General features: G+C 43.1%; 23 protein-coding genes and 2 tRNA genes. 13 read left to right on the top strand and 12 right to left on the bottom strand.

Going from position 1 to position 23,951, the window contains the following annotated elements; all coding sequences use genetic code 11:
* Positions 1–25: 25 nt before the first annotated feature.
* On the bottom strand, positions 26–2,380 hold the full coding sequence (locus tag MN869_RS16220; protein WP_243308712.1) for a Tex family protein: 2,355 nt from the start codon (positions 2,378–2,380) through the stop codon (positions 26–28).
* A gap of 339 nt (positions 2,381–2,719) precedes the next feature.
* On the opposite strand from MN869_RS16220, the gene ompR reads away from it, so the two are divergent.
* From ompR to MN869_RS16205, 3 genes are all read left to right on the top strand, one after another.
* Positions 2,720–3,484 carry a two-component system response regulator OmpR gene (ompR, locus tag MN869_RS16215; RefSeq protein ID WP_004657337.1) on the top strand — a complete coding sequence of 255 codons (765 nt, stop codon included), beginning with the start codon at positions 2,720–2,722 and terminating at the stop codon, positions 3,482–3,484.
* Between the two features lie 17 nt (positions 3,485–3,501).
* Positions 3,502–4,956, top strand: a complete 1,455-nt coding sequence (locus MN869_RS16210) for an ATP-binding protein (RefSeq protein ID WP_243308710.1) — start codon at positions 3,502–3,504, stop codon at positions 4,954–4,956.
* 302 nt (positions 4,957–5,258) lie between these two features.
* Positions 5,259–6,773: an acetyl-CoA hydrolase/transferase family protein gene (locus tag MN869_RS16205; protein ID WP_243308786.1), complete on the top strand. Its 1,515-nt coding sequence runs from the start codon at positions 5,259–5,261 to the stop codon at positions 6,771–6,773.
* A 52-nt stretch (positions 6,774–6,825) separates the two neighbouring features.
* On the opposite strand, the gene MN869_RS16200 is transcribed toward MN869_RS16205, so the two are convergent.
* The 4 genes from MN869_RS16200 to MN869_RS16185 form a co-directional block, all read right to left on the bottom strand.
* Positions 6,826–7,563, bottom strand: coding sequence for a class I SAM-dependent methyltransferase (locus MN869_RS16200; RefSeq protein ID WP_243308709.1), 738 nt, complete (start codon positions 7,561–7,563; stop codon positions 6,826–6,828).
* Positions 7,564–7,660: 97 nt separating this feature from the next.
* Positions 7,661–7,736, bottom strand: a tRNA-Phe gene (locus MN869_RS16195).
* A gap of 140 nt (positions 7,737–7,876) precedes the next feature.
* Positions 7,877–7,952 (bottom strand) — tRNA-Phe (locus MN869_RS16190).
* Positions 7,953–8,052: 100 nt separating this feature from the next.
* Positions 8,053–8,430, bottom strand: a complete 378-nt coding sequence (locus MN869_RS16185; RefSeq protein ID WP_004657331.1) for a GNAT family N-acetyltransferase — start codon at positions 8,428–8,430, stop codon at positions 8,053–8,055.
* Positions 8,431–8,534: 104 nt separating this feature from the next.
* Here MN869_RS16185 and hisB point away from each other — a divergent pair, with 104 nt between their 5' ends.
* From hisB to MN869_RS16155, 6 genes are all read left to right on the top strand, one after another.
* A complete protein-coding gene (gene hisB / locus MN869_RS16180) occupies positions 8,535–9,128 on the top strand; it encodes an imidazoleglycerol-phosphate dehydratase HisB (RefSeq protein ID WP_004803817.1) in 594 nt (197 codons plus the stop codon).
* Entirely contained in the window at positions 9,128–9,745 is a 618-nt protein-coding gene (gene hisH / locus MN869_RS16175; RefSeq protein WP_243308707.1) for an imidazole glycerol phosphate synthase subunit HisH, read from the top strand. The genes hisB and hisH overlap by 1 nt, the downstream gene beginning before the upstream one ends.
* 154 nt (positions 9,746–9,899) lie before the next feature.
* Complete coding sequence (locus tag MN869_RS16170) at positions 9,900–10,436, top strand: DUF805 domain-containing protein (protein WP_243308705.1); 537 nt, start codon at positions 9,900–9,902, stop codon at positions 10,434–10,436.
* A 90-nt stretch (positions 10,437–10,526) separates the two neighbouring features.
* Complete coding sequence (locus MN869_RS16165) at positions 10,527–11,195, top strand: 3'-5' exonuclease (protein WP_243308702.1); 669 nt, start codon at positions 10,527–10,529, stop codon at positions 11,193–11,195.
* Between the two features lie 66 nt (positions 11,196–11,261).
* Positions 11,262–11,993: a 1-(5-phosphoribosyl)-5-[(5-phosphoribosylamino)methylideneamino]imidazole-4-carboxamide isomerase gene (gene hisA / locus MN869_RS16160; protein ID WP_005317559.1), complete on the top strand. Its 732-nt coding sequence runs from the start codon at positions 11,262–11,264 to the stop codon at positions 11,991–11,993.
* A gap of 226 nt (positions 11,994–12,219) precedes the next feature.
* A complete protein-coding gene (locus tag MN869_RS16155; RefSeq protein ID WP_243308700.1) occupies positions 12,220–13,677 on the top strand; it encodes a SulP family inorganic anion transporter in 1,458 nt (485 codons plus the stop codon).
* Positions 13,678–13,742: 65 nt separating this feature from the next.
* Here the strand turns inward: MN869_RS16155 and MN869_RS16150 are convergent, their stop codons facing one another.
* Positions 13,743–14,294 carry an XRE family transcriptional regulator gene (locus MN869_RS16150; protein WP_243308697.1) on the bottom strand — a complete coding sequence of 184 codons (552 nt, stop codon included), beginning with the start codon at positions 14,292–14,294 and terminating at the stop codon, positions 13,743–13,745.
* Between the two features lie 104 nt (positions 14,295–14,398).
* Between MN869_RS16150 and MN869_RS16145 the strand changes: the two genes are divergently transcribed.
* Positions 14,399–15,298, top strand: a complete 900-nt coding sequence (locus tag MN869_RS16145) for a DMT family transporter (RefSeq protein WP_243308694.1) — start codon at positions 14,399–14,401, stop codon at positions 15,296–15,298.
* Positions 15,299–15,355: 57 nt separating this feature from the next.
* Here MN869_RS16145 and MN869_RS16140 read toward each other — a convergent pair whose 3' ends face one another.
* Positions 15,356–16,615, bottom strand: coding sequence for a monooxygenase (locus MN869_RS16140; RefSeq protein WP_243308692.1), 1,260 nt, complete (start codon positions 16,613–16,615; stop codon positions 15,356–15,358).
* Positions 16,616–16,627: 12 nt separating this feature from the next.
* Positions 16,628–17,878, bottom strand: a complete 1,251-nt coding sequence (locus MN869_RS16135; RefSeq protein ID WP_243308690.1) for an SfnB family sulfur acquisition oxidoreductase — start codon at positions 17,876–17,878, stop codon at positions 16,628–16,630.
* A 353-nt stretch (positions 17,879–18,231) separates the two neighbouring features.
* On the opposite strand from MN869_RS16135, the gene MN869_RS16130 reads away from it, so the two are divergent.
* The gene (locus MN869_RS16130) at positions 18,232–19,632 is read left to right on the top strand and encodes an LLM class flavin-dependent oxidoreductase (protein WP_243308688.1); all 1,401 of its coding nucleotides are present in this window, start codon (positions 18,232–18,234) and stop codon (positions 19,630–19,632) included.
* Between the two features lie 32 nt (positions 19,633–19,664).
* On the opposite strand, the gene MN869_RS16125 is transcribed toward MN869_RS16130, so the two are convergent.
* From MN869_RS16125 to MN869_RS16115, 3 genes are read right to left on the bottom strand one after another with little or no spacing between them, the layout of a single operon-like run.
* A complete protein-coding gene (locus MN869_RS16125) occupies positions 19,665–20,060 on the bottom strand; it encodes a hypothetical protein (protein ID WP_243308687.1) in 396 nt (131 codons plus the stop codon).
* A 33-nt stretch (positions 20,061–20,093) separates the two neighbouring features.
* A complete protein-coding gene (locus MN869_RS16120) occupies positions 20,094–20,711 on the bottom strand; it encodes a DUF1294 domain-containing protein (RefSeq protein WP_243308686.1) in 618 nt (205 codons plus the stop codon).
* 9 nt (positions 20,712–20,720) lie between these two features.
* Positions 20,721–21,671, bottom strand: coding sequence for a homoserine kinase (locus tag MN869_RS16115; protein WP_243308685.1), 951 nt, complete (start codon positions 21,669–21,671; stop codon positions 20,721–20,723).
* 101 nt (positions 21,672–21,772) lie between these two features.
* Between MN869_RS16115 and hisF the strand changes: the two genes are divergently transcribed.
* On the top strand, positions 21,773–22,531 hold the full coding sequence (gene hisF, locus MN869_RS16110) for an imidazole glycerol phosphate synthase subunit HisF (RefSeq protein ID WP_016162352.1): 759 nt from the start codon (positions 21,773–21,775) through the stop codon (positions 22,529–22,531).
* Between the two features lie 54 nt (positions 22,532–22,585).
* A complete protein-coding gene (locus tag MN869_RS16105) occupies positions 22,586–23,029 on the top strand; it encodes a hypothetical protein (protein WP_243308684.1) in 444 nt (147 codons plus the stop codon).
* A 241-nt stretch (positions 23,030–23,270) separates the two neighbouring features.
* Here the strand turns inward: MN869_RS16105 and MN869_RS16100 are convergent, their stop codons facing one another.
* Positions 23,271–23,924, bottom strand: coding sequence for a sterol desaturase family protein (locus tag MN869_RS16100; RefSeq protein ID WP_243308683.1), 654 nt, complete (start codon positions 23,922–23,924; stop codon positions 23,271–23,273).
* Between the last annotated feature and the right edge of the window lie 27 nt (positions 23,925–23,951).

Raw genomic sequence — 23,951 nt, 5'->3', positions numbered from 1 at the left:
AAGAGGCTTTTATTTATTTTATCAATTACTTAGAACCTTTAATTCCTGCTTGTAATAACAAAGCACCTAAACCACCAATTTTTTGCTCTTGTGGTTTTTCAGTTTTTGGCTTGTTATTTTGCGGACGCTTAAAGTCACCTTCTTTACGCGGTGGACGTTGACCTTGTGGCTTACGATCTGAACGTTCAGTACGATCTTGTTGTGGACGTTGCTGACGTGGTGCTTTCGCTGGTGCAGAACCTTCAGCACGCATACTCAAATTCACACGATTACGTTCCACGTCCACTTGCATCACACGTACTTGCACAATTTGACCTGGTTTCACCACTTTATGTGGATCAGAAACAAATTCATTGGCAAGTTCAGAAATATGTACTAAACCATCTTGATGTACACCCACATCCACGAAGGCACCAAAATTGGTTACGTTAGTGACCACACCTTCAAGTTGCATGCCTTCAGTCAATTGCGCAACTTCAGTAATGTCTTCACGGAATTTCGCAGTACGGAACTCAGGACGTGGATCACGACCTGGTTTTTCCAATTCAGCCAAAACATCTTGAATGGTTGGTAAACCAAATTTATCATCGACAAACTCATCCGCTTTGACTTGGCGAATAATTTCGGTATTACCAATAATGTCTTTTACCGTGGTTGCTTTAGCAGCAACAATTTTTTCCACCAACCCATAGCTTTCAGGGTGAACTGCAGACGCATCCAATGGTTCAGAACCATCTTGCACACGTAAGAAACCTGCAGATTGTTCAAAAGTACGCTCGCCTAAACGTGGCACTTTTTTCAAAGCTTGACGGTTATCAAAACGACCATTTTCTTTACGGTATTCAACAATTTGTTGCGCAATGGCTTTATTTAAACCGGCAATATAAGCCAGAATCGCAGGAGAAGCAGTATTTACATCCACGCCCACAGCATTCACACAGTCTTCAACCACAGCATCCAATGTTTTTGCCAAACCAGCTTGGTTCACATCATGTTGATATTGACCTACACCGATCGATTTAGGATCAATTTTAACGAGTTCAGCCAACGGATCTTGTAAACGGCGTGCAATTGAAACCGCACCACGAATTGAAACATCTAGCTCAGGCAACTCTTGTGAAGCCAATTCACTTGCAGAGTAAACTGACGCACCCGCTTCACTGACAGTGATACGTGTCAGTTGCAGATCAGTATTGGCCGCCATCATTTCCGCAACCACAGCTTCCGTTTCACGGCTTGCTGTACCATTACCAATCGCAATAAGTTCCACGTGGAACTCTCGACACAAACGAGCAAGTTCAGTAATTGAACCTTCTTTGTCTTCTTTCGGTGCAAATGGATAAATGGTGCTATGTGCAAGCACATCACCAGCATTACTCACCACAGCTAGCTTCACACCGGTACGGATACCAGGGTCAACACCCAAAGTTGTACGGCCACCAGCAGGTGCAGAAAGTAATAAATGACGTAAGTTTTCAGCAAATACATCCATTGCTTCAGCTTCAGCAGCCAAACGTTTATCGGTTAGTAAGGAATGTTCGATTTGTGGACGAATCTTGCCTAACCAAAACAGTTTAGCTGTTTGCTTTAAATAATCTTGACGCGTTTGTGGTTGAATTTGTTCAAGATTATACTCAGTTTCAATACGAGCCAATGGTGCATCATCTTCACCATCAACCTTCAAACCCAATACATTTTCTTGACGACCACGCAGCATCGCCAATAAACGATGTGAAGGGACTTTATTAAAGTTTTCAGAGAACTCGAAATAATCACGGAACTTTTTGCCAACTTCTTTTTTCTCTTCAGAAGCAACCGCACTTTTCAATACCGCAGTTTTAGCAAAAGTTTGTTTTAATTCAGTGGTTAATGCAATATTTTGCGCCCAATCATCAATCAAGATATGCTGAATCGCATCCAGCTGGCTTTCGGCATCTGGGTAGTCTTCATGACTAAAACCAGCCAATGCTTCAGTTGGATCAACTTGGTCTGCAATAATTTTTTCAGCAATAGCGCCAAGGCCCGCTTCTTTTGCTTTAAATGATTTACTGGTCCGTTTCGGACGGTATGGGGCGTAAATTTCTTCTAATGCATTTTTAGTCTCAGCTGCATTTACACGCGCCAATAAATCATCGCTTAATTTATCTTGTTCTTGTAAAGATTGGATCACCTTCTCACGACGCTCAAATAAATCACGTAAATAAGTTAAACGTGTATCGAGTTGACGTAATTGCGTATCGTCTAAGCCTTGCGTGACTTCTTTACGGTAACGTGCAATAAAAGGAACGCTAGCACCTTCATCAATTAAACGAATTGCAGCTTCTACTTGGTTTGGACGTACGGCAAGTTCATTTGCCAACTGCTGAACTAAGTCAGTCATCGTGATTGATTCCACAAGGGTTAAGTCTAAAAGCACTGATTATAAAGTTCATGGCTATAAAATCCACCATTGTTTTTTTGAATATTGTGCAAGTAGTTTATGCAAATCGCTGAATGTTTCTAAAATACCAAGATTTTTTCGCCTAAATATTGAAAAATAGATTGATTGTCATCATTTTGCCTGTATATATTTGGTATCTATCTCTTGATTTTATTGGCAATATTTGTTGCTTTATAACATAGCCAAAACTGTGCAATGAATCGTATACTCAAAGGTCTATTGATATTTCACAATCGCATTGCATAAAGACGATGACAATAAACGATAAAGGAGCACATCATGAGTTTAGTTGTACCTGCCGAATCGACGGAAACTGTACACCATGAGACAGACCGGGTCGAACGCATCTTAGTGGTCGATGACGATGTGCGCTTGCGTACGCTGTTACAACGCTTTTTAGAAGACAAAGGCTTTGTGGTAAAAACTGCCCATGATGCAACTCAAATGGACCGTTTACTACAACGTGAATTGTTCTCGCTGATCGTGCTCGATTTTATGCTCCCTGTCGAAGATGGTTTAAGCATTTGCCGTCGCTTGCGCCAGTCCAATATCGACACCCCGATTATTATGCTGACAGCACGTGGTAGCGACTCTGATCGTATTGCGGGTCTTGAAGCAGGCGCAGATGATTATTTACCAAAACCATTCAACCCAAATGAATTACTGGCACGTATCCGTGCAGTATTACGTCGTCAAGTCCGTGAAGTTCCTGGTGCACCAAGCCAACAAGTGGAAGTAGTGAGCTTTGGTCCTTGGTCTTTAGATCTATCCACGCGTACACTGACACGTGAAGGTCAGGTAGTTACACTGACAACAGGTGAGTTTGCCGTTCTGAAGGCTCTGGTTCAACATCCACGTGAACCGTTGACGCGTGACAAACTGATGAATTTGGCACGTGGCCGTGAATGGGGTGCAATGGAACGTTCGATTGATGTCCAAGTCTCTCGTCTACGTCGTTTAATTGAAGATAACCCTGCCCGTGCCCGCTATATCCAAACTGTTTGGGGTGTAGGCTACGTTTTTGTTCCAGATGGCGCTGAATAAGCTTGGGAAATTAAACGTTGAAACTTGAACCAATTGATCCACAAGAGTTTACGGACTTTTCGGCTTATTCCGAAAGACCACGAACCAAATGGGAACGTTTTTTAGATAAAATTAAACCGCGTTCCGCGGCTATGCGCACCACCATTCTGGTTCTGTTCATGGTGTTTTTTAGCCTGTTTATGTCTTTGTGGTTCTTTTGGCGCACACTTTATCTTCCTGAATTACAGCAACATGCCCGCTACCTCGCGATTGAATTGGAACTGGTCAACAATCCGGACATCCGTATTCTGCATCGCGATAGCGAAGTAGATGTCGATACATGGTTAAAAAATCGTATCGGCATTGAATATGTGACTGACCCAAACGAATTCCCCAAAGTTGAAGACAAATTCTTGGCGGAACTGTTCACCAATCAGATCGAATCTAAACTGGCAAAAGAGTTGGGTGTAGAAAACGTCACGGTTTATTTTAAATTTAAACCGATCCCACGCATCTGGATTCAAACGCCAGAAATGAACGGGAACTGGGTGAGAGAACCGTTAAAGACCTATACCAACTATAGTGTTGAACTGATTGCAGGCTGGTTATTTGGTGTTCCAATTGTATCGTCCATTATTATCTTAATTTTAGTTCGACAAATGAACCGACCTTTGCGTCGCTTACAAAACACAGCCAATAATTATAGTAAAACAGGCAAAGCCCCTTATCTCGATACCAATCACGGACCGCTTGAAATCCGTCAAGTGAACCAAGCTTTTAACCATATGGTATATACGCTTGAACAAACCGAACGTGATCGTCAGATTATGTTGGCAGGTATTTCCCATGATTTGCGCACACCATTGACGCGTATTCGTTTGACCGCAGAAATGCTCCCTGATGAGTTCTTCCGTGAAGGTTTGATCTACGATGTCGATGACATGGACGCGATCCTAAATCAGTTCATTTCCTACATGCGGGATGGCTCTGATGAAGAACTGACAGAAACCAACCTGAATACCCTGCTACAAGAACTGGTGGTACAATTCAAACCGCTAGATATTCGTTTTGAAGCGCAAGAGTTACCGATCATTCCAGCACGAAGCTTGTCTTTAAAACGCCTGATTGCCAATTTAATTAATAATGCCAAACGTTATGGCGCAGAACCGATTGAACTGTCTGCCAGCCATGTCGATGATCATATTATGATTACGGTTGCCGACCATGGTGAGGGCATTCCACCAGATCAAGTGGAAGAGTTAATGCAACCTTTTGTTCGTGGTAATTCGGCAAGAACGATCCAAGGCAGTGGTTTAGGCTTAGCAATTGTGAAACGTATTGTCGATATCCATCAAGGGCAGATTAACATTCGTAACCGTGAGCAAGGTGGCTTGGAAGTCGTGATTTCCCTCCCCATTCCTCCAGCGCCCAGCGACGAACCACAAAGCAATGCTATCGACAAAATAAAACAAACCCTCACAGGGCATTTTTAAAGTGCCCCAATCAACATCCGTTTATCATCTGTTAAAGACTCTTCGACTAAAGTCTTCACTCCAATCGATGCTGGATTGATGGCTTTCGTTCGGTTTCACACTAATTCAAAGCTAAAAATCACCCTTCCCTCATATTCCTTTCCTGTATAAATTCAAGCAAATATCACACAGAAAATAAGCAACTGAAAAGCAGATGAATAAAGCGTATGCAGCTGTATTAGACCTTAGCCTTATTTCAATTCACTTTTCATGTTTTAGCGCTAAACTCCATATCCAATGAAAAGCAATATTGAGAATGGATGATGTCTTTAAGTCGTATTCGTCTTGCAGCACTGCATGACAAAGTGATGAGTGCAGAGCAGGCAGCTCAGTTTATTAAAAATGATATGACGGTTGGTATGAGCGGTTTTACCCGTGCTGGTGAAGCGAAAGCAGTCCCACAAGCATTGGTTGAACAAGCCAAAAAAAATCCGTTAAAAATCACATTAATTACCGGTGCGAGTCTCGGCAACGACTTAGACAAACAATTGACAGAAGCAGGGGTTCTTGCCCGTCGTATGCCATTCCAAGTCGACAATACTTTGCGTCGCGCGATTAATAACGGCGAAGTGATGTTTATCGACCAACATTTGTCTGAAACCGTTGAACAGATGCGCAATCAGCAACTAAAACGTCCTGATGTTGCGGTGATCGAAGCGGTTGCCATTACCGAAGATGGTCATATCGTTCCAACCACTTCTGTCGGTAACTCAGCAAGTTTTGCGATTTTTGCAGAAAAAGTCATTGTCGAAATTAATACCTCGCTCAGCGAAAATTTCGAAGGCCTACACGATATTTATATCCCGACCTATCGCCCTACCCGTACGCCATTGCCGTTAACACAAGTGGATGACCGTATTGGTTCAACAGCGATTCCAATCGATCCAGCAAAAATCGTGGGTATCGTATTCAATGACACAGCAGATTCACCATCAACTGTGACTCCGCCTGATGCTGAAACTCAAGGCATCGCCAATCACCTGATTAAATTCTTCGAAAAAGAAGTCGCAGAAGGTCGTTTAGCGAAAAACTTAGGTCCATTACAGGCAGGTATTGGTTCAATTGCCAATGCGGTTTTAACAGGACTTAAAGATTCGAATTTCGAAGATTTGGTCATGTATTCAGAAGTACTGCAAGACTGTACTTTTGAACTGATTGATGCAGGCAAAATGAAGTTTGCTTCGGGTAGCTCAATCACTTTATCAGCACAGTGTGGCGAGCGCGTTTTCGGTAATCTTGAACATTACAAAGACAAATTGGTATTACGTCCACAGGAGATCTCGAATCATCCAGAGATCGTGCGTCGTTTAGGGATTATCGGTATCAATACTGCGCTTGAGTTTGATATTTACGGTAACGTGAACTCAACCCACGTTTGCGGTACCAAGATGATGAACGGTATCGGTGGTTCAGGTGACTTTGCGCGTAATGCACACTTGGCGATCTTCGTGACTAAATCCATTGCCAAAGGTGGTGATATCTCATCAATCGTACCAATGGTCAGCCATGTCGATCATAACGAACATGATGTTGATATTTTAGTGACTGAAGTCGGTCTAGCTGATCTTCGTGGCTTAGCACCACGTGAACGTGCCCGTGTGATTATCGACAACTGCGTACACCCACTGTATCAAGGTGCACTCAACGATTACTTTGATCGAGCATGCGAACGTGGCGGCCATACTCCACACCTTCTTCGTGAAGCCTTATCTTGGCATGCCAATTTTGAAGAAACAGGTCATATGTTAGCGCCCGCAGCTGTGGCGAAGTCTGCTTAACGCATAGCGCCCATCCCAAAAAGCATGTTCCGACATGCTTTTTTTTATTTTCCTATTCTGATGCAGCCAAGCGCCCGACTCTCAGCAAAATTGGAAAGCGAATCCCAATCGGCTGCTGTATCTGTAAAATGTCTTGTAAGCTCGCTAAAGGGCTAACATGCTGTTGATCTTGATAATGCTTTACCGCAGACCAAGTGTTTAAATAATCCCACAATTGTACCCCTGTCCAGCTTAACTCGATCTGGAACTGTGGCATTGCGATTTCCCCAAAGGGAAATGGAATCGTTTGATAAAGCTCATCAATATAACGTCGCTCTGCATCCCAAAAGCCCTTTAAAGTATGATGATAGAGCTGATCGATTCGCTGATTTAGATCTGTATCATCCAACTGGATTAAGCCATAACCAATCACTGCAACAAGGCCATCTGCTTTCAGGGTTCGCTTCACTTCCGCATAGAATTTTTCAAAATCAAACCAGTGAATGGCCTGTGCGACAGTAATTAAATCAAAAGACAGATCTGCAAATGAGGTCTGCTCTGCGGCTTGCTGTAAGTACTGTACATTGGGTAATGCTGGGGCTTGATCTAGTTGATTTTGACTGAGATCAGTTGCAACCACATGCTGAAAATAGGGAGCGATCAGTTGAGTCAACTGTCCCGAACCAGCCCCGCAGTCCCATGCACAGGCCAAGCCATTCAGTTGCTTGATTAAGCAGTTTACTAACGTTTGTGGATACGTTGGCCGCGCCTGTTGATAAAGTTCACTGTGCTCAGAAAATAAGTCTTTCATACCAGTCTATTCTTAAAATTTTTGACTCAGCTTTAATATAGCAAAATATTTTAAATATAAAAAAAGCCTCAAACTTTTGTTTGAGGCTTTTTGAATATGGTGGCGAGACCCAGGATCGAACTGGGGACACACGGATTTTCAATCCGTTGCTCTACCTACTGAGCTATCACGCCAATGGGGTGTATTAAGCCGTATCTCAGACCAATAGTCAATAATTATCATGAGCTTTTGATTTGAATGCACATTTTTCAGGCAATCATTTTTTGGGTAAAAAAAATCCCTGATGGGATCAGGGATTGAAAATACAAATTTATGGTGGCGAGACCCAGGATCGAACTGGGGACACACGGATTTTCAATCCGTTGCTCTACCTACTGAGCTATCACGCCAAAGTGGGCGTATTAAACAATGTTTGTCTAAGCCCGTCAAGCAAATTTGTGGATTTTTCTCTTAAGCGCTTAATTTTGCTGCAAAGCAGTAAGCTAAAGCTTAAATTTTGCCAAGATGTGATAAACAGCGATGGATTGCCCCACAACCCGGTTCAAACTGTTTAACCCCTTGCTCTTCTTCCATCCGGCACACCTCTTCAACCAAGCGTTCTGCAACCCCACGCCCGCGATTGGCTGGATGTACCACAATATATTCCAAAACACGGCTTTCGCCTTGTCCTGTCGCCCAAATTGCACCTATAATTTTGGTGTTAAATTCAGCAGTGTAAACTGTGGTATATTGCTGGAGATTTTGTTCAAGTTGTTCCATTGCATCTTGCCCATCGCCAAACTCTGGGCTGGTATCGTAAAGTCGCTCTAGCTGAGTACGAATTCCTAGATTATCCAGAGAACTGTAAGCATGTACGGTAATAGGCATTGATTAACCCTCCTGAGCAAACTATGATGCTGTCACTTTTTCGTCACAGCGAAACTATTGGTTTTTAATTCAATCATTTTTGACGTTTTTTGAGGAACGTGTCCATGACGCAACGTATCAGTGAAGTGGTAAGAAATACCAACGAAACAAAAATTCGAGTTCGTCTCAATCTCGATGGTACTGGTCAAGGCACACTCAACACTGGAGTTCCATTTTTAGACCATATGATTGATCAAATCAAGCGCCATGGTCTATTTGATATCGACATTCATTGCGATGGTGACCTAGAAATTGATGACCATCACACCGTCGAAGACTGTGGAATCACCTTGGGACAAGCGTTTGCGCAAGCTTTAGGTGATAAAAAGGGCTTACGTCGTTATGGGCATTTTTATGCACCATTAGATGAAGCACTGTCTCGTGTTGTGGTTGATCTTTCTGGTCGTCCGGGCTTATTTATGGATATTCCATATACACGTGCCCGCATCGGAACCTTTGATGTCGATTTATTCTCAGAGTTCTTCCAAGGTTTTGTCAATCATGCCCTGATGACATTACATATTGATAACCTGAAAGGCAAAAATAGCCACCATCAGATCGAAAGTGTGTTTAAAGCACTGGCTCGTGCATTGCGTATGGCCTGTGAAATTGATCCACGTGCAGAAAATACTATTGCTTCGACCAAAGGTAGCTTGTAATGACCCGTATTGCGTTACTTGATTATGGCATGGGCAATCTACACTCTGCGGCAAAAGCCTTAGAACATGTCGGTGCGACGGTTGATGTCACCAATGATCCTAAACTGATTGCCAAAGCGGATAAAATTGTTTTCCCAGGCGTCGGTGCCATGCGTGACTGTATGCAAGGCATGCATGAAGCTGGAATTGATGAAGTGGTACGTCAGGCTGCTTTTAATAAACCTGTGCTCGCGATTTGTGTCGGTATGCAAGCCTTACTACAAAGTTCGGAAGAAAATGGCGGTGTGGCTGCATTGGGTATTTTTGAAGGGGTCGGGAAACACTTCCCTGCAATTCAAAACCTGAAAGTGCCACACATGGGTTGGAACCAAGTACATCAACTTGATCCAAGCCATCCCATGTGGAATAACATTGAGCAAGATGCACGTTTCTACTTTGTACATAGTTATTATGTGGAACCTAAAGACACGTCAATCATTGCAGCAACCTGTGATTACGGCGTGAATTTCTGCACCGCGATTCACAAAGACAATTTGTTCGCAACTCAGTTCCATCCTGAAAAAAGTCATACAGCAGGTTTACAGCTGTTAAAGAACTTTGTGGAATGGAAGATTTAAGCTTTGCAAATACAGATCAAGTGCTGTGTTATGACTTGATCTGTTGTTCATAAAATAATTTAAACTTTAATTTTAAAAAATTTTCTTTATTATTCTAAAGCATACATTTTTTTAATTTTAACAATCCCATAAAAACACTGAGATAGGAATAACAATGAACTCTTTAACTAAAACCGTAGATCACCCACTGAGTCCCAAAGGCCGTTTTGGTCGACTTTCCTATGCTGCTTGGACATTTTTAAGTTCAATCATCGCAGTGATTCTCATTTTTGTCTTGGCATTTACAGCTGTACTATCCACTGGAACAAATGTCGAGCAACCACAAAATTATCCGATCCTTGCAATTATATTGTTTATCGTTGTCTATATTGCTCTTCTCTATTTTTCGTTTGTATTTACCATTCGTCGTTTGCATGATCGGAATCAAAGTGGCTGGTTATCCTTGCTGATGCTTGTACCTGTAGCTAATTTATTTTTTTTAATTTATTTATTTTGCGCGAAAGGAAGTGAGGTAAGTAATAACTTCGGTCCTGTTCGGGCAACATCAGCTTGGGAAAAAGTATTAGGTTGGATTTATATCATCATCATCCCCCTTGCTTTTATTTTCGGCATCATTGCTGCGATCTCTGCCCCTGCTTATCAAGATTATGAACAAAGAAGTCAGCAAATCCAAATGGAACAACAGAATTAATCCGCTACGATAAATTAAAAGCCAAGTTTCGACTTGGCTTTTTTATTGTGACAAAACCCTTTAAGCTCAATTAAACGCTTTGAGCTTTTAATGCAAATGGATACGCCTCAATACCCTTCCCCTTTAAGCAAAGAACAAATCCGCACCTTGCCTGTATTTCAGAATCTAAGCGCAGATCGTATCTTGGTGATCCAAACGCTTGATCAATGTAAGGCCATTCGAGCTGAACTCGCTTCTATTCAAATTTTTGGTTTCGACACCGAATCTAAACCGACCTTCAAAGTTGGAGAAAAATCGACGGGGCCTCATCTGATCCAGCTGGCAACAGCAAACCAAGCTTATCTGTTCCAAGTCAGTCCTGAAATTTTAGCCTTCCTCAAACCGATTCTCGAAAATGAACAACAACTCAAAGTTGGTTTTGGACTAAAAAATGATGCCCATATCTTTCGTGCTAAAGATATTCAGCCCAATGCAATGATTGATCTATCCAAAAGTTTTGCAAGTTTTGGTTATCGCAGTCAGGTCGGTATTCAAACGGCAATCGCTCTTTTATTCCAGCGTTATTTTGCCAAAAGTAAAAAAGTCAGTACTTCAAACTGGTCTGTTCAACATCTCAGCCCGCAACAAATCAATTATGCCGCCGCAGATGCCTATGCCGCACTGCTCTGCTTCGAGCAACTGTATCAGCAACAATTACTCACAACACAATTATTGCAACAAATCAGGAGAATACTGGAAGGTTTAGCAGACAAGGCTTAGCGATTGATCAATATTTTGCTAATATGTAGCCAATTTAAACTCTATGATGATGCAAGGAGCGAAAGCATGCTAATCATCCCAGCAATTGACCTGAAAGATGGTAAATGTGTCCGTTTAAAACAAGGACGTATGGAAGACGATACCGTTTTCTCTGAAGATCCTGTCGCAACAGCACAACATTGGGTGGATGAAGGCGCACGTCGTTTACATTTAGTCGATTTAAATGGTGCTTTCGCAGGTACGCCAATTCATAAACCCGTGGTTGAAGCAATTGCGCGTGCACAACCTGAACTTCCAATTCAAATTGGGGGTGGTATCCGTTCACTTGAAACGATTGAACACTATTTAGAAGCAGGCGTTTCTTTCGTGATCATCGGCACCAAAGCCGTGAAAGAACCTGAGTTTGTTGACCAAGCATGTAAACGCTTCGCGGGTCATATCATTGTCGGGATTGATGCGATCAATGGTATGGTGGCAACCGATGGTTGGGCCAATGTGACTGATGTAAAAGCGACTGATCTGGCTAAACGTTTTGCCGATGCTGGCGTATCTAGCATTGTGTATACCGATATTGCACGTGATGGCATGATGCAAGGTGTGAACGTTGAACAAACTGTGAACTTGGCCAACTATTCAGGTCTGCCTGTGATTGCTTCTGGCGGTGTCACCAATTTGGACGATGTACGCAACCTCAAAGACAAAAAAGGGATTTTGGGTGCGATTACAGGTCGTGCTATCTATGAAGGTACTTTAAGTCTTCGTGAAGCACAATTATTGCTAGACCAGCAATCACTCTAATCGTTTCAGGCTCTAGTTATTGTAACAATCGCTAGAGCTTTATCCCCTTGGGTGCTATGCTAGCACCAGTTCAAATAAAGCCCTCTCTGCTCATATGATGCTTACGCCACCTTAAGTTTTACATGCCCTATGTATTAACTCATCACTGTCTAGTGATGTGGTGTAGTCGTGTGTCTGTATATCACATCACTAGCCTTTAAAAATTCCTAAAAAATAGGCTATTTCTATGTTTTCCAATATTCGAGCGCAATGGTTCTCCAATATCCGTGCGGATATTTTGGCTGGACTGGTTGTCGGTTTAGCGCTAATCCCAGAAGCCATCGCCTTCTCTATTATTGCAGGGGTCGACCCCAAAGTCGGTTTATACGCTTCGTTCTGTATTGCCGTGGTGATTGCTTTTGTAGGTGGTCGCCCCGCCATGATTTCAGCCGCAACAGGCGCTATGGCCTTGGTCATGGCCAGTTTGGTCAAAGACCATGGCTTACAATATCTGCTGGCTGCCACCTTGCTCACTGGTGTATTACAAATTATCGCGGGCTATTTAAAGTTAGCAAAACTGATGCGTTTCGTGTCCAAATCTGTGGTGATTGGATTCGTCAATGCACTGGCGATTTTAATTTTTATGGCGCAACTACCTGAACTGGTCAATGTCACATGGCAGGTCTATGCCTTGGTGTTACTGGGCCTGATCATTATCTATGTATTTCCGCTGATTCCGAAAATCGGTAAATTATTGCCTTCACCCTTGGTCTGCATCATCACAGTGACTTTACTCGCCCTCTACTTCGGTATTGATATTCGTACAGTGGGAGACATGGGGTCATTACCTGATACGCTTCCTGTATTCTTGATTCCTGATATTCCCTTTAATTTTGAAACCTTAAAAATCATCTTTCCTTATGCTGTTGCTTTGGCTGCAGTCGGTTTGCTTGAGTCGATGATGACGGCGACGATTATTGATGAAATGACCGATACTCCAAGCGATAAATTTCAAGAATGTAAGGGTCAAGGTATCGCCAATATCGCTTCTGGTTTTATGGGCGGCATGGCAGGCTGTGCCATGATTGGACAATCGATGATTAATGTAAAATCAGGTGGCTTGACCCGTTTATCGACCTTCTCGGCAGGGATTTTCCTCCTCATCTTAGTCGTATTTATCAGTGACTGGTTAAAGGTGATTCCCATGGCCGCTTTGGTTGCTGTGATGATCATGGTCTCAATCAGTACCTTTGAATGGAAATCTATTCGCAGTTTTAGCAACAATCCGATCAGCAGCAATATCGTGATGCTTGCAACAGTGGTTGTAGTGGTTGCGACCCATAATTTGGCCTTGGGCGTGCTTACAGGCGTGTTACTGTCTGCTTTATTCCTTGCCAATAAATTAGAACAAGATATTCGAGTTGAGCGATATTTTGAAAATCAGGCACGCGTTTATGATCTAAAAGGACAGATTTTCTTTAGCTCTTCAGAAAAATTTATGCAAAGTTTTGATTTCAATGAAGACGTGAATGAAGTCATTATTGATTTAAGCCATTCACATATTTGGGATGTCACCTCAGTGGCGATGATCGACAGTGTGGTGCATAAATTCCAGCGCAAAGGCGTGCATGTCAGTGTGCGAGGTCTCAACGAGGCAAGTTCAATCATGATTGATAAGTATGGGACGCATCAAAGCTCAAGCTAAGTTTGTAGAAATAGCGATAAATGCCAAAAGTGCTTAAGCAATCCAACTTAAGCACTTTTTTAGACTTAATAAATCACGTTTCGGATAAAGCGAACGGTGCGACTTCCTTGATTGAGATAACGATAATTGACAGAGCTTTCAAATAAAATCGACTCGCCAGCCTGAAGCACTCGATTTTCATGTTCAAACGAAATCGTCAACGCTCCATCCAGCACATAAATCAACTCTTGCCAGCCTGTTTGATCTGGCTCAGCCTGATACACCTCACCCACAGCCAAAGACCATGTCCATAATTCGACTTGTGTTTGGGTCGGTACTGCAGCCAACAGCGTGGCCTGACTTTCAGCCTGTTGACCTTGCCACGCCAAGGTATTGACGATGGCAGATTCACTCAGCTCAGATGGGCTGACCAGCTTTTTAAAATCGACCGTTAAAGCCGTTGCAATCGCATCCAGCTTGGCCAAACTAATATTGACCTGTCCTGTTTCCAAAGCAGCAATGGTACGGCGACTGACACCTGCCCGATCTGCCAAATCTTGCTGGCTGAGCTGACGTTCAGTACGAAACAGACGGATATTCTGTCCCACATCTTGCAATACCGTCTCTGAATGACTCATGCATTCCTACAATGAAAATAAAAATCTGCGCAATATATTGCACAAGACCAACAAGCAATGCAATATGTGCAGTATATTGCACTTTACTCATGAGGATGGCTGCGTTGACCGCTTTGTCTCAATCTCCTAAAGCCGCACAATTCGCGCTTATTTTTATTACCATGATTTGGGGTGGCACCTTTTTGGCGGTGCAATATGCCCTGAATTTTAGTAGTCCGATGTTTTTTGTCGGCTGCCGTTTTGCAGTCGCGGCTTTGGCGATCTTCTTAATCTCGCTTAAATCCATGCGCGGCTTAACCCTAAAAGAGGGCTTGGCAGGTACAGCCATCGGGATTGTGATTGCAATTGGTTATGGCACTCAAACCATCGGCCTACAAAGTATTCTGAGTAGCGAATCCGCCTTTTTAACCGCACTTTATGTCCCTCTCGTCCCCATTCTGATGTGGGTGATCTTTCAAAAGATGCCCTCAATGATGACTTGGGTCGGTACAGCACTGGCCTTTACTGGGTTAGTCTTGTTAACAGGTAATGGCTTTGCCAGTATTAATTTCAGTTATGGGCAAACACTGACCTTGATCTGTGCTTTTGTCATCGCTTTAGAAATTATCCTGATTGGTTACTTTGCCGGAAAAGTTAATCTAAGACGGGTCACGGTGATTCAACTGGCCGTCGCTTCATTCTTATCTTTTGCCAGTATGCCCTTGGTGGGTGAACACAGTATTCCTGATTTTTCATGGGGATTGCTGATTATTGCAGTGGCACTCGGCTTAGCTAGTGCGTTGATTCAGTTTGTAATGAACTGGGCACAACGCATGGTTGATCCAACCCGTGCAGCGATTATTTATGCAGGTGAACCTGTTTGGGCGGGTGTGATCGGTCGTATTGCGGGAGAACGTTTACCTTTATTGGCCTTGTTTGGAGGAGTATTGGTGGTACTTGGAGTGTTAGTCAGCGAATTAAAATTTAAATTCTTTGCGAAGAAACCACTGCCAGACAATAAATAAATATCGGAAAGCGCACAACAGTTTTAGTTCAATAAAATCTATTGTGCGCTGAGATCACTAAGCTGGAATTTGTTTTCGATTTGCAGCAACAGGACTATTGCCAATCTGCCAGACATAAGGCAAAGGCGCCTGATTGACTTCCCAATCGCCAATCACTTTCTGTTTATAGACCAACGGATTGTGTGATGCGACCACACGGGCATTGCGCCAAAAACGGTCTAGTTGCTTGTCGGTGCTACTGGCCGATGCACCCAAGGCATTAAACAACTCGGTACTTAGGTTCAAGACCAACTCCGCAATCACCACTTGCCCCTGCGCCGATACTAATTCAGCACGCTCATTGGCCTCTAGCTCAGCTTGTTCATCATTTTGAAAATGTTGTAAATACGCAACATCCAAAGCTTCAGCAGTACTTAATGCAATACTTTGCGCCGCATAAGCCTGTGCAGACGCTTTGCCAATCACTTGCAGGATTTGTGCATCTTCACGTACCAGACTGGCATTGCCATGACTATAAATCCGCGTTCGCTGGCGCACCTCCTGCTTAAAGGTCTGTACTGCACTGTGTGCGATACCCGCCAAAGTCGCAAGATGCACCACCTGATAAAATGCGGTTTGGTATTTAAAGCGGTTTTCAAACACCAGAATATGATCTCGGTCAATCTCCACATTGTTTAAGGTCAAGGTTCCGCTGCCCGTGGTTTTTTGCCCAAAGCCATCCCAATCATCGGCAATATCAATGCCTTCTGCTTGTGTGGACACCGCAGCAATCACATGCTGATTGGTAGTTTCATCCAAAGCGAACAGGTCAATCCAGTCAGCGAATATCGTACCTGTGGAATAATACTTCTGACCATTCACACGGAGTTTTCCATCCTGCGCTGCCGTGACACGGGTCGCCACATCACCGATTTCAACTTGACCAATTTCGGTCCACGCATTACCCACAATCTCTCCACGGACAAAGCGTTCGAACCATAAGGTCTGAGGTTCCGTTTTTTGGGCATTTAAACGGTCTTCGACAAAAGCAAAATGCCCGCGTAATGCCTGCACCACATTGGAATCTGCCTGAGCAAGTTCAATTAATAACTGAAATAACTGCTTTTGTGAAACACCATCACCACCAAAAGCCACAGGCACCCGTACCGCACCAAAGCCTGCCTGTTTTAACCATTGAATCGGTTCATAAGGCAAGGTTCGGTTTTTTTCCCGTGCTAAAGCACCTTCTGCAATTCGTTGGAAAATCGGACGGAACTTCGCTGCCACCTGTTCATAATGTGCACCCAAGGCAAGATTTTGATTCGTTTGACTGGTCATAATACTACCCTCTTAGCTCCAGGCATGACGTGGCAGTGCCACACCATTCAAATAATAATTTCCCACCAGATTGTATTTCCAACGCACGGGATCATGCAGGGTATGCGTGCGTGCATTACGCCAGTGCCGATCTAGATTCAATTCAGATAAGGTGGAACGGGTACCCGACAACTCAAATAACTTATTAGCAGCCAGTATTGCGATTTCAGTAGTCAACACTTTCGATTCAGCCGTGAGTAAAGTTGCTTCTGTTACGCTGTCTTCAGTTGGATTGGCCAAAGCACGATCAATCGCCTCGCCTGCCAAGGCTAAAACCGCTTCTGCAGCACGCAGTTTAATTTTCAGTTCGCCAATATTGCTAATGGTATAAGGGTCTTGGCTGGCATGTTCTAAACCGGAATCAATCCAAGGGCGGGCATGCTCACGTACATAGCGAATGGTTTCCTCAATGGCCCCACGCGCAATTCCCGCATCGACAGCAGACTGAATAATTTGCGAAATTGCACCTGCTGCGGTTGGACGTTCAAACGCCTGATGAATCGGCACCACATATTTTAAATCGACTCGCACATGATCCAGCTGCACGCTGCCACTGGCAGTAGTGCGCTGACCAAAACTGCTCCAGTCATTCACAATGGTCAAACCTGGTGTATGTTGCGGCACTAATGCTGCAAATACTTTGCCATCGTCACTCACAGCAACCACAGGAATCCAATGTGCCAATAATGCGCCTGTGGCAAAGAATTTCTGACCGCTAATTAGCGCATAATCCTCTTTAAATTCAATTTTGGTGGTCAAATCCGCGACGGTTTTCGAGTTTTTTTCAGAGAATGCATTGCCTAAACGTTTGCCTTGTAGCACTTGTTCGAAGAAGAACTGCTGCTGTTCCAATGACGCATCCAAACGGATATGTTCTAAAAAGGCCCAATGATTTTGTGCAATTTGCCCTAAAGATGAATCTGCACTGGAAATAATGGTCACCACCTCAGCAAGGGTTTTATAACTCACCCCTGCACCCCCGAACTGTTTCGGAATATTAATTCCCCACAGACCCGAGGCAGAATATTGCTGGATTTCTTGCAAGGGTAACTTGCGCTCATGATCACGCTTCGCTGCCTCTTTGGCAAAAGTAGCCGCTAGGCGATGCGCCACAGCAATGGCTTCTTGATCTGAAGCAATCACATGTGCTGGCGCATTATTCAAGTAAAAATCTTGCGGAATACTCTGTGCATCTTCCAGTTTTATTTCTATTTTTGAGGTCATTATAAATACTCATTTTCCAGTTATAAAAATAAACTAGCACTCTTTTTATTTCCTATTTATAAGTTAAATTTAGAACCTAATCTTTTTATTTAAAATAAAACCACCCACCCAATGATTTTTGAATAGTCATTTAAAATCAAATAAAAACCACGTTTATAGTATTAATTTCCACCTCAACACACGCACGCCTAGAAAATAAAATAACTTTTTGAATTTCATTAAAAAAGAATAATAAAAAGCGAAACCAGATACGCTATTCATTAGATTCATGATAAACATTGAATTTTTTATGATTAATAAATTAGATATCTTTTCATTAATATTTATTAAAAGCTTTCATTTAGTAAAGAGTAATGAACAAGAAAATTAGATTTAATGCCTTTGAAATGAACTGTATTGCGCATCAATCGCCAGGCCTATGGCGACACCCTCAGGATCGCTCGACTGAATATAAAGACCTCGAATATTGGACCGATTTGGCCAAAATCTTAGAGCGTGGCAAGTTTGATGGGGTTTTTATTGCCGATGTTTTAGGCATTTATGATGTTTATCATCAATCGGCTCAACATGCGCTCACAGGTGCCGTACAAGTTCCCGTGAATGATCCTTTGCAGATTGTGCCAGCCATGGCGGCAGTGACCCAACATCTAGGTTTCGGTCTCACTACGTCCATTTCTTTTGAACACCCTTATCCCTTTGCACGGCGTATGAGTACTTTAGATCACTTGACCAAAGGTCGTATCGGCTGGAATATTGTCACCTCATACTTAGAAAGTGGCTCAAAAAATTTAGGCCTTAAAACTCAAGTCAGTCATGATCAACGCTATGATATTGCTGACGAATATTTAGAAGTGCTTTACAAGCTTTGGGAAGGTTCTTGGGAACAAGATGCAGTGCTGCGTGACAAAGAACGCGGTATTTTTGCGGATCATCGCAAAGTCCATCCGATCAATCATCAAGGTCAGTATTTTAGCGTTCCCGGCATTCATATCTGCGAACCATCACCGCAACGTACCCCTGTACTCTATCAAGCAGGCGCATCCAGTCGTGGACAATTGTTTGCCAGCCAAAATGCTGAATGTGTATTTATTTCAGCACCGACCAAAGCAGCCGTGAAAAAACTAGTGCAAGGCATTCGCTCGAACCTAGTTGAACAAGGCAAAGATCCTCATTCGATTTTGATCTACACCATGCTATCCATCGTGGTGGATGAAAGCGATGCAAAAGCCCAAGCAAAATTTAAAGACTATCAAAGCTACGCTAGCTATCACGGCGGACTCACTTTGGCATCAGGCTGGTCTGGCGTTGATTTTTCACAATTTCATGCAGCAGACAAAGTTGAATATATTCATACCGATGCGATTCAATCGATGCTGGATTCTTATGTCAAAGCCGATCCGAATCGAATCTGGACCATTGAAGAGATTGCCAAATTTATTAGTATCGGTGGCAATGGCCCAATCTTGGTGGGCTCAGCTGCAACTGTGGCTGATCAACTCCAAGCATGGACGGAAGAAACCGATATTGACGGCTTTAACTTGGCCTATATTTTGGCGCATCAGACTTTTGAGGATGTGGTGGAGTATTTAGTACCTGAACTACAGCAGCGTGGCGTGTATGCAACGGAATATACCGAAGGGACATTGCGTGAGAAACTGTTTGGGCGAGGTCCGTTACTGACCGAGCAGCATCGTGGGGCAAGCTATCGCTATCATGCAACAGCGAAAACCAACAACAATAGAGAACTCGCTTAGGTAATACAGCACCTAGCGAGTTCTGGTCGATCTTAATCTTGATACATCGGTTTATTGTCATTCAAGGCAATCAAACCACGGATGGCACGATACACGATCCACACCCATGCCCCAAAAATCACCGCAAAGGCAAAGGTGGTTGCAGAAACCGCAACGCCTGCAAAGGCCGTCCCGTTATCGCCAGTAAAAAACAGGAACGAGAATGGAATAAAGGCAATAATATTCCAAGCCAAATACCACCAGAAGGTGCGGATTTGCCAAGTAAAGTGAGTTTCAAAAATCGAGCCTTGGACATCACTACGTTTGACATAGTTGATGATCAAGGCAATGATTGCCAATAGACCACCAGTAAAAATTGCAATGATATAAAGTACATACAGTACCAAAGTCAAAGTACGATTTGGATCTTGATCAACGGAATAATTCATTTTTATTTAATCTCCAGAAACAAACTCCCTCAATCAATAAAACACATTGAGCGGAGAAATTAACCAACATATCAATAGTATATGGAAGACTATGGTACAGAAATAAATCTTACCAAACGGTTGTTTTTGTGTTTTATGTCTCAGTTTTTGCTGAGCAAGCCAACCGCCGCACCATCCCCCCAAAGAATCCACGATATGTAAGGTCTGTTCTGGAATACGTCGATTGCCCAATTGTGCTGCCTCTTTGTCTTGTGCGTAGAGCCAATAACTCAATACATTCATCAGGCTGACAAATAACAAGGTATACGGCGGTAGCCATTTACTAAAGCTTGCGATCAGCATAAAAACAATATAAATCACAATACCAATCTGCATCGCAGACCAGCGTTTCGACGCTGTAGGCTGACTCGGACGAGCACGATGTTCAATCACCTGCGATGCTTTCAAATACGTCGCCTGTTGAGCGCGATAACGACCGCGCTCATCCAGAATGACCACATATTCTAAGGCACAACCAACCAAGGGTCGAGGCCCTGTGCGAGCAAAGTCTTTGATATGGATAAAGACACGATCTTTTGCTGTGTCATTGGGTTGGATAAAGCCATAGCCTTTATCATCAAACCACTCAACTAAACGACCTTGATCTCGCATGTCTGTTTCCTAAGCTGTGATTCGTTGTAAACGGTCTTGTAACATCATGCGCATTTCCAGCGGATCTTTTTGCAAAATATCATCCCCAGTACGCCCGTGCTCGGCATTTTTCTGCGCCACTTGTAAGCGCATACTCCAGAAACGACACGCTGCCATCGCCAAGAAGATATTTAAACAGGCTAGCTCATCAACGGTGAGTTGACGAATGCTTTGATAAGCTGCAAGAAAGGCATCGGCCTTGGCTTGATCTAGATGCGCTTTTGGATAGGCAGTACAGAAGTCATTGATACTAATTGCAATATCAAATAACCATTCATCTTGATTCAATTCATAAAAATCAAGAATACCCTGTAGTTGATCGCCTTCAAACAAAGTGTTATCTCTGAATAAATCTGAATGAATAAAGCCCGTCGGACGGTCTGGATGCTGCTGGGTAATTGCCGCAAACTGCTGGAACACCTGAGCCAATAATGCCTGATCTTGCGCATTCATTTGTGGCTTAAGTTGTTCAGCAACATCTGACCAATATTGATGATTACGATTAAAATCACGTTCCAAAGGAAAGCCTTGTAAGGCCAAGTGCAATTTTGCTTGTGCTTGCGCAATCGCCTGAATTTGGATAATGCTAGCATCTTCAGGATGCTCACCCATTAAGCGCGGCGCAATTTGTGCAGGTTTATCTGCAATAGTATGAATGGCCTGAGCACTATGCTTTAAAGGCACCGCCACAGGTACACCTGCCTCACCCAAACAATCCAGTACAGGCACCAGTTCACCTGCACCTTCAGCATCTAATTCTTCAAAAACCGTTAAAACATATTGTTTCTGTGATTGATCCACCAAAAAATAATTGGTGTTTTGAATACCGCCTTGGATTGGAATCAGATCAATCACCGCTAAACCATAAGGCTCAGCAAAGGCTTGAACTTCTTCTAAACTCAACGGGGTATAAACCGACATGGAAAACCTGCAAAAAATAGCTGTGAAGTTTGATAGAATACCTGTTCCCTCCATGAAGGTGTAGCACCCCTTTCTTTATTGGCGATTTTTTGGAAAATTTTATGCTCGCAAAACGTATTATCCCTTGCTTAGATGTTGATAATGGTCGAGTCGTCAAAGGCGTTCAATTCCTTGATATTCGTGACGCAGGTGACCCTGTTGAAGTCGCCCGTCGTTATAACGAACAAGGCGCCGATGAAATTACCTTTTTAGATATTACTGCTACCCATCATGGACGCGACACCACTTACCGTACCGTAGAACGCATGGCAGAAAGCGTTTTTGTACCCTTAACTGTGGGTGGTGGTGTCCGTAAAGTTGAAGATATCCGTTTATTGTTGAATGCAGGTGCCGATAAAGTCAGCATCAACTCGGCTGCCGTGTTTACTCCTGAGTTTGTCCAAGAAGCCTCGCAACGCTTTGGTGCACAATGCATCGTGGTCGCGATTGATGCGAAAAAAACCGGCGAGAACAAGTGGGAAATTTTTACCCACGGTGGTCGAAAGCCAACAGGCATCGATGCGATTGAATGGGCGGTGAAAATGGCCGACTACGGTGCAGGTGAGTTACTGATTACCAGTATGGATGCTGATGGTACCAAAGCAGGTTATGACATTGCCTTAATGCGTCAGATCAATGATCGCGTCAATATCCCGACCATCGCTTCGGGTGGTGTAGGCAACTTACAACATTTGGCCGATGGCATCTTAAAAGGTGGTGCAGATGCAGTACTGGCTGCTTCTATTTTCCACTTTGGCCAACATACCATTCCAGAAGCAAAACAATATCTTGCCGCACAAGGTATTGAGATGCGTCTCTAAAGCCTGTAACGGGCGTAGCTTTCTAGTTACGCCTAAATCTTTAGTTGAAAAAATATGAATGAAACTTTAGTTTGGACTATTATTTTTGTTGTTGCAGGTTTCATTTTCTTTTGGGCAAAAAATCAAAAAAACGCTTTGATTCACATTGTATTGATAGTCGCTCTTGTCCCTTTGATATTTATAAGCTATTTATCTGCACATAAATTCTATTATTATCTCGCAGTCAATTCCCCCACTCAGCAGCAGCATTGTGGCATCTTCCATCAGTATCAAACTGTAAAACGTTATTCCAAAACAGGTGACTCGATTCAATATTTATATGAGTTTAAGACCGAGCAAGGACAAATATTCATTTTTGCAAACAATCGCTATGTTGCTCAACATTTACCAATCATGGCTGACCTTCAACCGAAGCAAAAAATCTGTTTTCAGTATTCGCCTAAGTTTAAAGACAGCGATGAACATTACCTACTCACAGGTTTGAATTTACAAAACTAACAGACAAAAAAATACCTTGCTAAGCAAGGTATGGAAACTGCGTTATACAACGCTAGAGGGTAAGCACAATATCATCATTTCGAACAAATTCTGAGCATTTAAAATGCTTGAGCTAAATTAGCGAGAAAATGAGTAAAGATATTGACATTAAAAACCAATTTTATTGACAATTCACGACAAGACCTCAGGCTTGATGTCATGATCTGTCAATAAAAAGCTTACTCCCAAAAATCTATCCAGTTTAAGCCACCGATTCTTGTTTTGCTTCTGCCTCAGTGTGCTGTGCAGGCGATGCCACCAATTTTGGTTTCTGCTCGACCCATTTCACTGGAAATACCGCTTCCACTGCTTGAGTCAGTGCTTTAGACAAGGCTGCCGGTAATGCAATACCTAAAGGATTGGCTTCTTTGAGATCCGCAGAAGAGACTACTCGGGTCCCCATGACATAATCAAACCATGGACGCGTTACACACCAGTTGGCGTCTTGGTTCGAATTCATATGATGATCATAGTGCCAAGGAATGGTTTTTCTGGCCCAATCAGGCTCTAAATGTGCACGACGATGTACATAATAATAGTTACCCGCACTGTACAGCGCCGCCAAAGACATGCCTTTTGAGATTGGGTAAAACGCCACACTGGCAACGCCTGCCACCACAGCCAATGACATGATTTCGTTGCGGGTACGCCAATGCTCCACGCCCTCAACATAGCAATCATCTGAAAATTCCTGCTTACGCACTTCCCGATGGTGTGCCCAGTGTGATTCCATGCTTTTCGGCACAGGGCTATAACGTGGCTGCCCCGGACGATGTACCCCATGCAAAATATATTTATGTGCAAACCATTCAAATGCATTTGCAACCGCTAAACCTGCGATAAAACCCTTAATCATGGTTTTCTCCAAATGTTTCCTTATTTT

Origin of the sequence: Acinetobacter sp. NIPH1876 (assembly GCF_022808535.1) — a bacterium.
GTDB lineage: Bacteria > Pseudomonadota > Gammaproteobacteria > Pseudomonadales > Moraxellaceae > Acinetobacter > Acinetobacter higginsii.
This window is presented reverse-complemented; position numbering and strand designations above follow the sequence as displayed.

Excerpts from the sequence above, each read along its gene's own strand:
- MN869_RS16220 (WP_243308712.1), bottom strand. The coding sequence starts at position 2,380 with ATGACTGACTTAGTTCAGCAGTTGGCAAATGAACTTGCCGTACGTCCA.
- ompR (WP_004657337.1), top strand. The coding sequence starts at position 2,720 with ATGAGTTTAGTTGTACCTGCCGAATCGACGGAAACTGTACACCATGAG.
- MN869_RS16205 (WP_243308786.1), top strand. The coding sequence starts at position 5,259 with ATGTCTTTAAGTCGTATTCGTCTTGCAGCACTGCATGACAAAGTGATG.
- MN869_RS16200 (WP_243308709.1), bottom strand. The coding sequence starts at position 7,563 with ATGAAAGACTTATTTTCTGAGCACAGTGAACTTTATCAACAGGCGCGG.
- MN869_RS16185 (WP_004657331.1), bottom strand. The coding sequence starts at position 8,430 with ATGCCTATTACCGTACATGCTTACAGTTCTCTGGATAATCTAGGAATT.
- hisB (WP_004803817.1), top strand. The coding sequence starts at position 8,535 with ATGACGCAACGTATCAGTGAAGTGGTAAGAAATACCAACGAAACAAAA.
- hisH (WP_243308707.1), top strand. The coding sequence starts at position 9,128 with ATGACCCGTATTGCGTTACTTGATTATGGCATGGGCAATCTACACTCT.
- MN869_RS16170 (WP_243308705.1), top strand. The coding sequence starts at position 9,900 with ATGAACTCTTTAACTAAAACCGTAGATCACCCACTGAGTCCCAAAGGC.
- MN869_RS16165 (WP_243308702.1), top strand. The coding sequence starts at position 10,527 with ATGCAAATGGATACGCCTCAATACCCTTCCCCTTTAAGCAAAGAACAA.
- hisA (WP_005317559.1), top strand. The coding sequence starts at position 11,262 with ATGCTAATCATCCCAGCAATTGACCTGAAAGATGGTAAATGTGTCCGT.
- MN869_RS16155 (WP_243308700.1), top strand. The coding sequence starts at position 12,220 with ATGTTTTCCAATATTCGAGCGCAATGGTTCTCCAATATCCGTGCGGAT.
- MN869_RS16150 (WP_243308697.1), bottom strand. The coding sequence starts at position 14,294 with ATGAGTCATTCAGAGACGGTATTGCAAGATGTGGGACAGAATATCCGT.
- MN869_RS16140 (WP_243308692.1), bottom strand. The coding sequence starts at position 16,615 with ATGACCAGTCAAACGAATCAAAATCTTGCCTTGGGTGCACATTATGAA.
- MN869_RS16135 (WP_243308690.1), bottom strand. The coding sequence starts at position 17,878 with ATGACCTCAAAAATAGAAATAAAACTGGAAGATGCACAGAGTATTCCG.
- MN869_RS16130 (WP_243308688.1), top strand. The coding sequence starts at position 18,232 with ATGAACAAGAAAATTAGATTTAATGCCTTTGAAATGAACTGTATTGCG.
- MN869_RS16125 (WP_243308687.1), bottom strand. The coding sequence starts at position 20,060 with ATGAATTATTCCGTTGATCAAGATCCAAATCGTACTTTGACTTTGGTA.
- MN869_RS16120 (WP_243308686.1), bottom strand. The coding sequence starts at position 20,711 with ATGCGAGATCAAGGTCGTTTAGTTGAGTGGTTTGATGATAAAGGCTAT.
- MN869_RS16115 (WP_243308685.1), bottom strand. The coding sequence starts at position 21,671 with ATGTCGGTTTATACCCCGTTGAGTTTAGAAGAAGTTCAAGCCTTTGCT.
- hisF (WP_016162352.1), top strand. The coding sequence starts at position 21,773 with ATGCTCGCAAAACGTATTATCCCTTGCTTAGATGTTGATAATGGTCGA.
- MN869_RS16105 (WP_243308684.1), top strand. The coding sequence starts at position 22,586 with ATGAATGAAACTTTAGTTTGGACTATTATTTTTGTTGTTGCAGGTTTC.
- MN869_RS16100 (WP_243308683.1), bottom strand. The coding sequence starts at position 23,924 with ATGATTAAGGGTTTTATCGCAGGTTTAGCGGTTGCAAATGCATTTGAA.